The organism is Dysgonomonas reticulitermitis (assembly GCF_054601275.1).
The window spans coordinates 14,805-27,945 of sequence record NZ_BAAHWU010000002.1 but is presented as its reverse complement, the minus strand read 5'-3'; the positions used below and the strand labels follow the sequence as shown (position 1 = coordinate 27,945).

Below are 13,141 nucleotides of genomic sequence, written 5' to 3'. Positions count from 1 at the left end.
GAAAATTAAAGCATTTTTAACGCTGTTTTTATGATCTGTTCAACGGTGCTGTCAGGTTTATCTTTTAATATTTTCGCAACAACTTTTTGAGATGGCTGTCGTGTAAATCCCAACATGACCAAAGCAGCAATGGCTTCTTCTCCTGCCGGATTAGCCGTAGCAAACATTTCAACCGGTTGTATTCCACTGACCTTAATTTTATCTTTTAAATCAACTATGACACGCTGAGCTGTTTTCAGCCCTATCCCTTTTACGGTTTTTAGCATATCGGAGTTCCCGGACGCTATAACGTTGGTTAATTCGTGCGGGTTCATCGAAGATAATATCATACGTGCAGTGCTGGCTCCTATGCCCGGAACACTTATTAAGAGCAAAAACAATTCCCGCTCTTGTTTGTCGAAGAATCCAAATAGCTGGTGGGCGTCCTCCCTGATAGCTTCGTATATATAAAGCCTTGCGTTTTTTTGTCCCGAAAGATTTGTATAAGTATTCAATGAGATATTTATGAAATAACCGATTCCATAAGTTTCAATAGTCACAGAAGCTGGTGTTAATTCTGTAATTTCTCCTTTGATATAGTCAATCATAGCCCGAATGTAATTTCTAGTTAATTTATAACGGATAAATATTAAAAAAAGTATATCAAGTTTGTGAACTTTTTGTATACCGTACTCCTTTATTGATCGGCAAAGATATAACAATTGAATTGTTTTTATACCTTTGCTTATATCTAACTGAACTTTTAAATGAACGACTATGCAAATTAAAAATATAGTAAATGAAAGTAATCGCCTGTTAGCGATGCGTGCATCGATAAGAAGATATGACGATTTAGTAAAAATCGATAGAGAGGAAATGAGAAATATATTGCAGGATACTATGACAGCCCCTTCTTCTTTTAATCTTCAACCATGGCGCTTTTTCGTTTTCGACACTCCGGAAAGTAAGGAGCTGATAAAACCATATATGATGTTCAATCAATTACAATGGGAAACGTCATCAGCTGTAATTGCTATTTTTGGAGACATGGATAGTTATTCTGCAGCAGAAAAAATATTATCAGCGAATGTAAATTTCAGTTTGATGACAGAGGATTATAAAACTCAAATGCTGGAAATTATTTCTTCATACAGAGATAGCTATACCGATGAGAGGCTCAGAGAATCTATATTGCTCGATTGTGGTTTCGTAGCCATGCAATTGATGCTTTCGGCTAAAGCGTATGGTTATGATACAAATCCGATAGGAGGCTTTATGAGAAAAGAATTGACTCAGGCTTTGGAACTCGATGAAAAGCGATATATTCCTGTTTTACTCGTATCGATAGGTAAGGTTGCGGAGAAAGCTAAAGATACAGTCCGGTTTTCTGTCGACGATATAACGGTTTGGAGATAAAAACTAATTATATAGCCTATTTATTTTATGAAAAAGAAAATACTATTTGTTTTATTTTTTGCATTAACGATGAATTTAATTCAAGCACAAAATCCGTTTTTCTCGGCGTATAAGACGCCATACGATACACCTCCGTTCGATAAGATTAAGAACGAACATTATGAACCTGCAATAGATAAGGGAATAAAAGAACACCAGGCAGAGATCAATAAAATTGTACTGATAAGGGCTGTTCCTACTTTCGAGAACACAATACTACCGTATGAAGAATCCGGTAAATTGCTGAGCAGGGTGACTTCCGTCTTTTTCAATTTGATGAGCGCTGAAAGTGGTGATGAAATGATGGAGATAGCACAGCGCGTTCAGCCTAAGTTGTCTCAACACTCAAACGAAGTAACTCTGAATGAAGGTTTGTTTCAAAAAATAAAAGCGGTATATGATAAACGCTTTGAGTCGAATCTGAATCCTGAGCAAATAAGGTTAGTAGAAAAGATATACCAGAGTTTCGAGAATAGTGGGGCTACGTTAGTTGGCCAGGACAGAGATAAGTATAAAGAATTATCATCCAAGCTAAGTCAACTTACTCTTACTTTTGGGCAGAATGTACTAAAAGAAGGGAATAAGTTTGAGATGATTCTTACCGGTGATGCAGATTTGGCAGGTTTGCCTCAAATGGTTAAAGATGCAGCGGCGGCTAAAGCAAAAGGGAAAGGTAAATCGGGGTATATGTTCGATTTATCGGCTCCCAGTTATGTTGCTTTTATGAAATATTCGTCACGTCGTGATCTCCGCGAAAAACTTTACATGGCATATAATACAAAATGTGTTGTCGGAGGCGAATTTGACAATCAGGATAACGTAAAAGAAATAGCTAAAACCCGTATGGAGATAGCCAAACTTCTCGGCTATCAGGACTATGCGTCATATATTCTAAAGAATAAAATGGCAAAAGACAAACAGCATGTTTACAAGCTTTTGGACGATCTGCATAATGCATACGGACAAGCAGCTCGCGAGGATGTAAAGTTGGTAGAAGGCTTTGCTGTGGGAATGGAAGGGCAGGCTATCGATTTGCAACCTTGGGATTGGGCTTACTATTCAGAAAAACTGAAAGATGCAAAATATAGTGTCAGTGACGAAGTCGTACGTCCGTATTTTGAACTGGAAAATGTGAAGAAAGGGGTGTTCGGCCTGGCTACCGATCTATATGGTATCACATTCCGTAAAAACACGAAAATACCGGTGTATCATCCGGAAGTAGAAGCCTTTGATGTGTTGGACGAAAACGGAAATTTCCTTGCCGTCCTTTATACAGATTTCCATCCGCGTGAAGGAAAAAGACAAGGGGCTTGGATGACTGAATATAAAGGACAGTATATAGAAAAGGGTAAAGATTCGCGCCCTCATGTATCTATTGTAATGAATTTTACGCGTCCGACAGCTACCGAGCCGGCTTTGCTGACATTCGATGAGGTGGAAACGTTCTTGCATGAGTTCGGGCATGCCCTTCATGGTATATTGACTAAATGTACATACGAATCATTGTCGGGAACGAATGTGTTGCACGATTTTGTGGAATTACCGTCTCAGATAATGGAAAACTGGCTGGCACAAAAAGAATATCTGGATAAATTTGCCGTGCACTACAAAACAGGGGAGAAAATTCCAGCCGGATTGGTTCAAAAACTAGTTGATGCAGCCAATTATAATGCCGGCTATTTATGTTACCGCCAATTGTCCTTCGGCTATCTGGATATGGCTTGGCATTCACTGTCTCAACCATACACCGGAGATGTGAAAGAGTTCGAACGTAAGGCTATGGATAAAACAGCCTTACTGCCTGTTGCTCAAGATGTGAATATGTCAACCTCTTTCTCTCATATATTTTCGGGTGGCTATGCAGCCGGATATTATGGCTATAAATGGGCTGAGGTATTGGACGCAGATGCTTTTGCTTTGTTCAATGAGACAGGGATCTTTAATAAAGAAACTGCGCGGTCGTTCCGGGAAAACGTTCTGCAACGAGGAAATACCGAAGAACCTATGAGCTTATATATTAAGTTTAGAGGGCAAGAGCCTAGCGTAGATGCCCTGTTGAAAAGGAACGGAATTAAGAAATAATAATGAGTTAAATAAACCATCTCCTGAAGGTGGTTTATTTTTTATTTAAAATGCAGTTGTATATGAAAATGTTTCTGTTTATTATCCTTTCTTTAAATTGCTTTCAGTATGATGATTTCAAGTTACAGACCGGAGATTTGATTTTTCAGGAATCGTGTACTGGAAATATGGGCAGTGCGATAAAGGAAGTTACCACAAGCGCCGAAGAATATCAATTCACCCATGTGGGTATAGTTTACATCGATGAGAATGATAGTGTATTCGTTATAGAAGCGACGCGGCCAAAGGTAACTAAGACTCCTTTGCGTGAATATCTTTATCCTGAAAATGAAAAAGAGTGTCCGCCTGTATCTGTAGTCGGACGTCTGAAGCCGGAATACCGGCATTGCGTACCCAAAGCTATTGAAGAGGGTTTGTCCCTTATTGGGAAAGAATATGATAACGGCTTTGTATTGGGTGATGATACGTATTACTGCTCCGAACTGGTTTATGAAATTTTGTTGAAAGCAAATGATGGAAAACCTGTTTTTCCTCTTAATATAATGACCTTTAAATCTCCCGAAAGTGGAGAAATCTCAGCCGGATGGATAGAACATTTTAAAAAATACAACAAGCCTGTTCCCGAAGGGGAACCGGGTATCAATCCGGGGGCAATGTCCCGGTCTGATGTAATTGAAATAGTACACCGTTATTAATGTTATTTTTATTCCGGAATTTCACCAATTTTACCGATAAACAAGATGACTCCGGTGCTGTTTTCTTTGATGGTAAACAGGAAAGGCTGATTAACAGAGAAATTTATTGGCTGAGGATTTCCGACCGATGTTACTCCCACTTCTACCGATGTTACTGCTGCGGCCTCTGTTCCTTCTTCGTTTACTTCCACGAAAGTTTTATGTTTGACCTTTGAAATAAAAAGGCCTCTACCTTTATTGATTCCTGTAAAATCGGCGAGACTACGATTGAAAGCTAATTTCATGCCCATATCCGGCAAGATGGTTTTTTCCATATCATAATCACATTCTAACTTGAATTGTGGTAATTGCAAGTTGATTGATCTCACTTGCATATTTTTTGTCGCATAATTCCACGAATCACTGTTTATATTCTGAATTACATTTTTCAGGTCTTTTTCGGGTTGGGGTAGTGCAATGATCATACTGAAAGCCTTGTTCCCATATGGCATCTCCAGATAACGGGCATTCTCATCAGCTGTGTAGCCTAGATTTTCTGTCTGACTCATCATTTTAACATCCTGAATTGTACCATTCTCCTTTGTAAACGGTAAAACCTGTGTATACTTTTTATCAAACTGATATTTCCAGATGCCTTTGAAGTAGATTGCATTAATGAGGTACATTACTGCATTAGAAGGGATGGTCTCTATTATCTCAGTGATTTTATTATTTGTGTTCGTCGCGCACCAATTATTGATTTCTTTGACTGCGTTTGGCGAGGAGAAATCTAAGGTTTTCACTTCTGCATTGTAGTTTGTTTTATTCACATCAATAAAAGGTTGTTCTAGGTTGAAGCCGGATCTAGTCCAGATCGAATTGGCGATAGCCAGTTTAGTTGAAGGATCTGCATTTATTAATGCCTCGCGTAACGTTTTAGCATATTCGTTGATGTCTTCTGCTGTATAACCTTGATTGCGTAATGCTGCCTGCATTTCTGTTTTTGTTTCTCCTGCGGCGCCATTCCATGTCATACCCAAAGCCATATCTACACTTAGAGGAGAAATAAAAATATTGGTTTTATTTTCATTTTTATAAGTAGCCTTAAACAGGTCAAAAGCGAACATATTATTGTTTTTCAGTTTATTCTCAAATTGAGCTTTCATAACTATTGGCTTGGCATCCGGTAATTCAGGAATGGATGCGTAGTCGGAAGAGCATGATAGCAAGATAAAAAAGAATAAAGGGATAAATTTAAAGGTTTTCATAATCTTTGATATTGAAGGTTATAATATATAGAAGAAAAACATAAACAAAAAGCTGCAAACTCTATTCTGATAATTTGTATATTTGCGACTTATTTTTATATCATAATTATGCCGAAAATTTCGCAACGAGGATTGGATATGCCGAGTTCTCCTATCAGGAAGCTGGCTCCCTTGTCGGATTCAGCCAAAGCCAGAGGGTTGAAAGTTTATCACCTGAATATAGGTCAACCGGATTTACCAACCCCGCAAGAAGCCATAGACGCAATACGCAATATTGACAGAACTATTTTAGAATATAGTCCAAGCGATGGTAATCGCTCTTATAGGGAAAAACTAGTTGGTTATTATGCAAAGTACAATATAAATGTATCGACCGATGATATAATTGTAACCACAGGTGGCTCTGAAGCTGTGTTGTTTGCATTTTTGGCATGCCTTAACCCTGGTGATGAAATTATTGTTCCCGAACCTGCATATGCTAATTATATGGCTTTTGCAGCATCCGCAGGCGCTGTGATTCGCACAGTGTCTTCTTCTATTGATGAAGGTTTCGCTTTGCCTCCGGTCGAAAAATTTGAGGCTCTGATTAATGAACGTACAAAAGGTATTTTGATTTGCAACCCGAATAATCCCACCGGGTATTTGTATTCGCGGACAGAAATGAACCAAATAAAGAACATTGTGCAGAAATATGATCTGTACTTGTTTTCGGATGAAGTATACCGGGATTTTATTTATACCAATTCTCCTTACATTTCAGCTTGTCACTTGGTGGGGATAGAAGAAAATGTAGTTTTGATAGATTCTGTTTCAAAGCGTTATAGTGAATGCGGTATACGTGTTGGCGCTCTGATAACAAAGAACAAAGAGCTTCGAAAAACAGTAATGAAGCTATGCCAGGCACGATTGAGCCCGCCTTTGATAGGACAGATTGCTGCTGAAGCTTCGCTGGACGCCAGCCTCGAATATATACAGGGTACTTATGACGAATATGTGGAAAGGCGCAAGTTTTTGATAGATACGCTAAACCGTATTCCGGGCGTATATTCGCCAATCCCTATGGGGGCGTTTTACACAGTTGCCCGTTTGCCTATCGACGATGCGGACAAATTTTGCGCTTGGTGTCTTTCGGATTTTGAATATGAGGGTCAAACTATATTTATGGCTCCGGCTTCGGGGTTCTATACAACTCCTGGACTAGGAAAGGATGAGGTACGTATTGCCTATGTGCTGAATAAGGAAGATTTGGGTAGTGCCCTTACAGTGCTGGAAAAAGCTTTGGAAGCATATAATCAATTGAAAAAATGAAAAGAAAACTGGTTTTTGCAACTAATAATGCCCATAAGTTAGAAGAAGTAAGAGACGTAGTCGAAGATAATTTTGAAATACTCAGCCTTAAAGATATTGGTTGCAATGAAGATATAGAGGAAACAGGTACTACTTTGATCGATAATGCCTTGATTAAGGTACGGTATGTGAAGGAAAAATATGGCTACGATTGTTTCGGGGATGATACAGGCCTCGAAGTTGAAGCCTTGAATGGTGCCCCCGGCGTGTTTTCGGCTCGTTATGCAGGCGATGGACATGATGCTAAAGCCAATATGAAAAAGCTGTTGAAAGAATTGGATGGTAAGACAGATCGCAAAGCTTGTTTTCGTACTGTAATAGCTTTGATATTGAATGGCGAAGAGCATTTGTTTGAGGGGCGTATAGATGGAGACATCCTGACGGAAGAACATGGTACGGCAGGTTTCGGATACGATCCTGTTTTTCGTCCTGACGGATATACCCAGACTTTTGCTGAACTTGGTCTGGATATTAAAAATGAAATAAGCCACCGCGCATTGGCTGTGAAGAAACTGTGTGACTTCTTATCAAAATTATAAATGTCGTAATATGAAAAGATTATTAATTATAGCAACCCTTATAATAGGAATTGCGTTGCCGCATGAATTATTAGCATGGGGTACAACGGGGCATCGGGTTATAGCTCAGATAGCGGAAAAAAATGTAAAATCGAAAACGAAGAAGAAAATCGATAAGTTATTGGATGGATATCCAATGGCGTATTGGGCTAATTGGGCTGATTTTATCAAGTCTGATACTACCGGACAATGGAAGCATACGCATATATGGCATTTTGTAAATGCTCCGGGAGGATTGTCTAAACAGGATTATATAAATCACATCAAAAATATATCGCAGGAGAATACTTATAGCGAGATACCTAAGCTGGAAGCTATACTGAAAAACAAAAATTCTTCGGATAATGATAAGAGAATAGCTCTCTATTTCCTTGTGCATTTGGTGGGAGATGCTCATCAACCTATGCATGCCGGCAGAGAAGAAGATTTGGGTGGAAATAAAATTTCGGTAACATGGTTTAGAAGCCCAACAAATATACATTCGGTATGGGACTCTAAGATTGTAGATAACGAAGGGTACAGTTATACTGAATATGCCAATATATTAAACTCTATAAAAAAGGAAAAGAAGCAAGAACTCCAAGCCGGAACATTGGACGATTGGATGTACGATACTTATGTCCTGGCAAACGATATTTATGCTAATATCAAAAATGGTGATGAGTTATCATACGGATATAGTTATAAATACAAGTATGTGATGGAGTTGCAACTGCAAAGAGGAGGGCTCCGCCTCGCTAAGATATTGGATGAAGTTTTCAACTAATTGATAGAATGGCAGCTGGAAAAATAGCTGCCATTTGTTTTATATTCGCGGGAAAAAATAAAAAATGTTTTATTCTGATAAAAGAATTAAATTTAGTAATTTTGCCCGCTGAATTTTAATCGCTTATAAACTATTAAATATTTAAAATGAAAGCATTTGTATTTCCGGGGCAAGGAGCTCAGTTTGTAGGAATGGGTAAAGATTTGTACGAAACATCTCCTGTCGCCAAAGAAATGTTTGAAAAGGCAAATGAAATTCTTGGATTTCGTATTACAGATTTAATGTTTGCCGGTACGGACGAAGATCTTCGTCAGACAAAAGTTACTCAACCTGCAATTTTCCTTCATTCAGTGATATTAGCTAAAACTATGGGTGTTGACTTTAAACCGGATATGGTAGCCGGTCACTCTTTGGGTGAATTCTCCGCGTTGGTAGCAGCAGAAGCTTTATCGTTCGAAGACGGATTAAAGCTTGTATATAAAAGAGCTTTAGCTATGCAGAAAGCTTGTGAACTAAATCCTTCGACTATGGCTGCGGTACTTAATTTACCGGATGCTAAAGTAGAAGAAGTATGTGCTTCTATATCAGGCGAAGTGGTTGTCCCTGCCAATTATAACTGTCCGGGGCAAATCGTAATCTCCGGTTCAAATGCAGGAATAGATAAGGCTTGTGAATTGCTACTCGCAGCGGGAGCAAAGCGTACTCTTAAACTGAAAGTGGGCGGAGCATTCCATTCTCCTTTGATGGAACCTGCTAAAGTGGAATTATCTGAAGCGATAGACGCTACTATAATAACAGCGCCGGTATGTCCTGTCTATCAAAATGTATCAACAAAAGGAGAAACAGATCCGGCTACTATAAAGGCTAATTTGATAGCGCAATTGACTGCTCCTGTAAAATGGACTCAATCTGTTGAGCATATGGTTGCTGATGGTGCTGTTGAATTTGTAGAACTAGGGCCGGGTAACGTGCTTCAAGGTTTAATCAAAAAGATATCTACGGAAGCTGTTACAAGCGGAAAGCAATAAGAAAACGAAAAGTGAGAAGTGAATCATTGCTCGGTGCTGGTTTTATCTATAATAGACAATTTGAAAATGAGAAAATTAGCGAATTTGAAAATTAGCAAATTAGCAAATGGCGCAAAGCGACAATAACAGTCAACAGTTATCAGCCATCAGTCAACAATGGCGCGAAGCGACAAAGGCTATAAGCTAACGGCTAACAGCTAATGGCTAATTGACTGTAGAAGTTTGTTACTTTTTAGTTAAAAAGCAGGAGTTAAAAAGTTCTGAGCGCTCACTACTAACTACTAACTACTGTTCACTGTAGAAGTTTGTTACATTTTAGTTAAAAAGTTCTAAGTTCTAAGTTCTAAGTTCTGAGCGCTCACTACTGACTACTGACTACTGTAGAAGTTTGTTACTTTTGTTGTACTATTATCACATTGTTTTTTGTGGTAAGTTTGCGGATAATCATTTTCTTTAATAAAATTATAATGGCTTTTTTCTCAGGAAATAAACAAACTGATGATCAAGATGAAACTGCGAAAAATATTTTTCAGTTCGAACTTGTTCAAAAAAATATACTCGTAACCGGATCTAACGGTCAGTTGGGTAGTGAAATCAAAAGAGTTTCCGCGCATCACGAAGATAATTTCAAATTCTTCTTTACCGATGTAAATGAACTTGACATTACAAATCGCGAAGCTGTAGAATATTATTTAAAAGAGAATAACATAAAGTATATCGTCAATTGTGCTGCTTATACTGCGGTAGATAAAGCAGAGGATGATGTAGATTTATGTTATAAGATCAATTGCGATGCTGTGGCTAATTTAGGTATTGCAGCAACGAACAATGGAGCCAAAGTTATACATGTTTCCACAGATTATGTATTCGACGGAACGGCTTCAAGTCCATATAAAGAGACAGACGCAACAAACCCTCAGTCTGTTTATGGACAATCGAAGCAAGAGGGAGAGAAAATCTTATTAGAAACCTGTCCCCAAAGTATTATTATCCGCACGGCCTGGCTATATTCTGTCTTTGGCAATAACTTTGTGAAAACGATGATAAGATATGGAAAAGAACGCGATGAATTGAATGTTGTAGCCGATCAGGCCGGAACCCCGACTAATGCGGCCGATTTGGCCCGTACTATAATTAAAATACTTGATTTTAGTGAAGCTAATGGGTTTGAAGCGGGTATTTACCATTATTCGAACGAAGGCGTTATTTCATGGTATGATTTCACAATTGCCATACATAAGTATGCCGGTATTTCCTGTAAAGTAAATCCTATTACGACGGAGCAATATCCGACAAAAGCTAAAAGACCGCAATATAGTGTCCTTGACAAAATGAAGATAAAGTCTGTATTCAATTTATCTATTCCGGATTGGGAAGATAGTTTAAACATTTGTATAACAGAATTGTTATCTTGTTAGAAACATTACAGGGCAATAGCTCGCTACATAAATGAAAAAGATTTGTTTTTTCAGTTCTATATTTCTTGCTATTTATTTCATGCCAGCCCAAATTGTAAAATAACATAGCAAGAAGTACTGTCCCTGTTCATTTGAATGATCTGGATGTAGTTATTGTAGATACAGCTTTGGGGAATGATCTTGAAAATATTGACTTTGATAATCTGCCAAGAATGTATCAAATTACTCCTGAATTTAAATTTGCTGTAATTAATTAGTCTATTACATAACTTATTCTTATTTTTGCATAGCTTTGTTCCGCAAGGATGAAAAGGGAATCAGGTGCAAATCCTGAACAGACCCGCTGCTGTAAGCTCTGAAAGGCTTGTATAATAACCACTGATAAAAACGGGAAGGTGTACAAGTTGGAGTAAGTCAGAAGACCTGCAAAGTGAATATTCGGACAGCTTTCGAGGAATGAAGCTTAAGAAACACTGCAAAGATATTTCTTTTCTCTGTTCTTCTCGAAAGCAATTGTTTAATTGAATTGCTTTGCGCGGATGAGGTTTTCAATTCTTCTATTCATTTTCTTTTCATTGGTTTGCACTGCTGTGCAGGCACAGGGTAATGATACTATTAAAACTCAGAATCTATCTGAAGTAGAAATTTCTGCTAACACGAAACCTTCCATTTCCCGTTCTACAAATTTATTGCAGGTAATAACCAATGATGATCTTTTGGAGCAAGGGATACAATCAGTTTCCGATGCTGTAAAAAGGTTCAATGGTATCGTGTTGAAAGATTATGGTGGGATAGGAGGGCTCAAGACGGTTTCCATTCGTGGTATGGGCGCTGAATACACAGCAGTGAGCTATGATGGGGTTCTTGTGTCCAATATCCAATCCGGACAGGTCGATATAGGGCGTTTTGCTTTGGATAATGTGTCAATGATATCCCTCGATATAGGTCAATCGGATGATATCTTTCAAACAGCCCGGGCTTTCTCTTCTGTAGGGGTATTGAATCTGGAAACCGTTGTACCTGATTTCTCGGATAAAAGATATGCAGGCTATGCAAAAGTGACAAGTGGATCTTTCGGGCTGTTCAATCCGGTAATAGACTACAAATACAAAATAAATAAAACATTTGCCGCGACAGCTAATGGAAGTTGGCAACGCGCGGATGGGAACTACCCTTTTAGCGCGGGGGAGTATGACAAAATAATACCTGATAGAAAACGTAGAAACAGCGATGTGGATATATATCGGACAGAATTAAACTTCCTTAGCGATTTTGGGAAGTCGGGACAACTGAAAACTAAAGTTTATTACTTCGATTCCGAACGCGGCTTACCGGGAAGTATTGTTGTCGGCGAAGATTATGCCGCCGAGCGTTTGTGGGATAAAAACTTCTTTGCCCAGATGTCATATAAAAAGGACTTTGGTCGAAGATTCAAACTAAAGACGCAGGCCAAATATGATTACAACTATACCCGCTATGAGGATATACATGAGAAATATCAGGGAGGTAAATTGACCAATAAATATAAAGAGCAGGAAGTTTATCTGTCGAATGTTTTGTTGTTTCAGTTAAATGATAGAATAGATTTCTCTACTGCTGAAGATTTATCATACAATAATCTGAATAAAGAGGCCGATCAGTTTGGTGATAACCTTGCCGATCCTAGTCGCTATCATTCTTATACGGCATTCGCATTTAAGTATAAACCGGATAGACTGACTATTACTTCAGGTTTGTTGGCTACTTACATTTCTGAAAAGGTAAAAAATAATAGTGGTAATACTGTCTATAAAAAATTATCGCCGTCAATGGGATTGTCATATCAGCCTGTCGAATCGGCAAACTTACGTGTAAGAGCTTCGTTTAAACATGTATATCGCGTGCCGACATTTACGGAGTTATATTATCCATCAGTGGAAAAGAAACTGAAAGCAGAATCTGCAAAACAATTTAATCTCGGGCTTACATGGGTAGGCGAATTTGGCGGAACCCCTGATAATTATGTCAATGCTTCCATAGATGGTTATTATAACAGGGTGGGGGATAAAATTATAATTACTCCAAGTATGTTTCTGGCTACCACATCGAATGTAGGCGATGTGGAGATAAAGGGTATTAACTTGCGGTTGGCGGCAAACTCTCAAATAAAGAAAGAGATGGGGTTGAATCTGGTTATCACATATAATTATACGCAGGCACAGGATATGTCTAAGTCTGAGCCGACTTATAAAAACCAACTTCCTTATACGCCTAGGCACTCGGGTGCAGCAACCTTGACTTTTAACAATCCTTTGGTGAATTTTTCGTACACAATGATAGCGACAAGTGACAGGTACTCGAAATTGACAAATTATAAAGAAAATGAGGTGAAAGGTTATACAGATCATAGTATATCCCTGTTCCGAAAATTGAAATTGAAAGATAATGAATTAATTATACAAGGTAATATATTAAACTTATGGAATGAGAATTATGATGTCATCGCATTTTATCCTATGCCAAGACGGTCATTAAAATTCTCAGTATCGTACAAATTTTAACTAAAT

11 protein-coding genes and 1 riboswitch are annotated in these 13,141 nt (G+C 38.3%); of the genes, 9 read left to right on the top strand and 2 right to left on the bottom strand.

Features of this window, described 5'->3' with window-relative positions; genetic code table 11:
• Positions 1-5: 5 nt before the first annotated feature.
• Positions 6-587, bottom strand: coding sequence for a Holliday junction branch migration protein RuvA (gene ruvA, locus ACYPZI_RS01260; protein ID WP_459597833.1), 582 nt, complete (start codon positions 585-587; stop codon positions 6-8).
• Between the two features lie 169 nt (positions 588-756).
• Between ruvA and ACYPZI_RS01255 the strand changes: the two genes are divergently transcribed.
• From ACYPZI_RS01255 to ACYPZI_RS01245, 3 genes are all read left to right on the top strand, one after another.
• Complete coding sequence (locus ACYPZI_RS01255) at positions 757-1,395, top strand: nitroreductase family protein (protein ID WP_459597831.1); 639 nt, start codon at positions 757-759, stop codon at positions 1,393-1,395.
• A 27-nt stretch (positions 1,396-1,422) separates the two neighbouring features.
• Positions 1,423-3,516: a M3 family metallopeptidase gene (locus tag ACYPZI_RS01250; protein ID WP_459597829.1), complete on the top strand. Its 2,094-nt coding sequence runs from the start codon at positions 1,423-1,425 to the stop codon at positions 3,514-3,516.
• Positions 3,517-3,578: 62 nt separating this feature from the next.
• Positions 3,579-4,211: a YiiX/YebB-like N1pC/P60 family cysteine hydrolase gene (locus ACYPZI_RS01245; RefSeq protein ID WP_459597827.1), complete on the top strand. Its 633-nt coding sequence runs from the start codon at positions 3,579-3,581 to the stop codon at positions 4,209-4,211.
• Between the two features lie 8 nt (positions 4,212-4,219).
• On the opposite strand, the gene ACYPZI_RS01240 is transcribed toward ACYPZI_RS01245, so the two are convergent.
• A complete protein-coding gene (locus ACYPZI_RS01240) occupies positions 4,220-5,458 on the bottom strand; it encodes a serpin family protein (protein WP_459597825.1) in 1,239 nt (412 codons plus the stop codon).
• A 108-nt stretch (positions 5,459-5,566) separates the two neighbouring features.
• Between ACYPZI_RS01240 and ACYPZI_RS01235 the strand changes: the two genes are divergently transcribed.
• From ACYPZI_RS01235 to ACYPZI_RS01210, 6 genes are all read left to right on the top strand, one after another.
• On the top strand, positions 5,567-6,766 hold the full coding sequence (locus tag ACYPZI_RS01235) for a pyridoxal phosphate-dependent aminotransferase (RefSeq protein ID WP_459597823.1): 1,200 nt from the start codon (positions 5,567-5,569) through the stop codon (positions 6,764-6,766).
• On the top strand, positions 6,763-7,344 hold the full coding sequence (locus tag ACYPZI_RS01230; RefSeq protein WP_459597821.1) for a non-canonical purine NTP diphosphatase: 582 nt from the start codon (positions 6,763-6,765) through the stop codon (positions 7,342-7,344). The genes ACYPZI_RS01235 and ACYPZI_RS01230 overlap by 4 nt, the downstream gene beginning before the upstream one ends.
• A gap of 10 nt (positions 7,345-7,354) precedes the next feature.
• The gene (locus tag ACYPZI_RS01225) at positions 7,355-8,149 is read left to right on the top strand and encodes a S1/P1 nuclease (protein ID WP_459597819.1); all 795 of its coding nucleotides are present in this window, start codon (positions 7,355-7,357) and stop codon (positions 8,147-8,149) included.
• Positions 8,150-8,295: 146 nt separating this feature from the next.
• Complete coding sequence (gene fabD / locus ACYPZI_RS01220) at positions 8,296-9,177, top strand: ACP S-malonyltransferase (protein ID WP_459597817.1); 882 nt, start codon at positions 8,296-8,298, stop codon at positions 9,175-9,177.
• Positions 9,178-9,644: 467 nt separating this feature from the next.
• Positions 9,645-10,595 carry a dTDP-4-dehydrorhamnose reductase gene (rfbD, locus tag ACYPZI_RS01215; protein WP_459597815.1) on the top strand — a complete coding sequence of 317 codons (951 nt, stop codon included), beginning with the start codon at positions 9,645-9,647 and terminating at the stop codon, positions 10,593-10,595.
• Between the two features lie 276 nt (positions 10,596-10,871).
• Positions 10,872-11,040, top strand: a riboswitch (cobalamin riboswitch).
• 94 nt (positions 11,041-11,134) lie between these two features.
• Complete coding sequence (locus tag ACYPZI_RS01210) at positions 11,135-13,135, top strand: TonB-dependent receptor plug domain-containing protein (RefSeq protein WP_459597813.1); 2,001 nt, start codon at positions 11,135-11,137, stop codon at positions 13,133-13,135.
• Positions 13,136-13,141: the final 6 nt, after the last annotated feature.

Bases quoted from the DNA above. Each gene is read 5' to 3' on its own strand.
- ruvA (WP_459597833.1), bottom strand. From the start codon at position 587: ATGATTGACTATATCAAAGGAGAAATTACAGAATTAACACCAGCTTCT.
- ACYPZI_RS01255 (WP_459597831.1), top strand. From the start codon at position 757: ATGCAAATTAAAAATATAGTAAATGAAAGTAATCGCCTGTTAGCGATG.
- ACYPZI_RS01250 (WP_459597829.1), top strand. From the start codon at position 1,423: ATGAAAAAGAAAATACTATTTGTTTTATTTTTTGCATTAACGATGAAT.
- ACYPZI_RS01245 (WP_459597827.1), top strand. From the start codon at position 3,579: ATGAAAATGTTTCTGTTTATTATCCTTTCTTTAAATTGCTTTCAGTAT.
- ACYPZI_RS01240 (WP_459597825.1), bottom strand. From the start codon at position 5,458: ATGAAAACCTTTAAATTTATCCCTTTATTCTTTTTTATCTTGCTATCA.
- ACYPZI_RS01235 (WP_459597823.1), top strand. From the start codon at position 5,567: ATGCCGAAAATTTCGCAACGAGGATTGGATATGCCGAGTTCTCCTATC.
- ACYPZI_RS01230 (WP_459597821.1), top strand. From the start codon at position 6,763: ATGAAAAGAAAACTGGTTTTTGCAACTAATAATGCCCATAAGTTAGAA.
- ACYPZI_RS01225 (WP_459597819.1), top strand. From the start codon at position 7,355: ATGAAAAGATTATTAATTATAGCAACCCTTATAATAGGAATTGCGTTG.
- fabD (WP_459597817.1), top strand. From the start codon at position 8,296: ATGAAAGCATTTGTATTTCCGGGGCAAGGAGCTCAGTTTGTAGGAATG.
- rfbD (WP_459597815.1), top strand. From the start codon at position 9,645: ATGGCTTTTTTCTCAGGAAATAAACAAACTGATGATCAAGATGAAACT.
- ACYPZI_RS01210 (WP_459597813.1), top strand. From the start codon at position 11,135: ATGAGGTTTTCAATTCTTCTATTCATTTTCTTTTCATTGGTTTGCACT.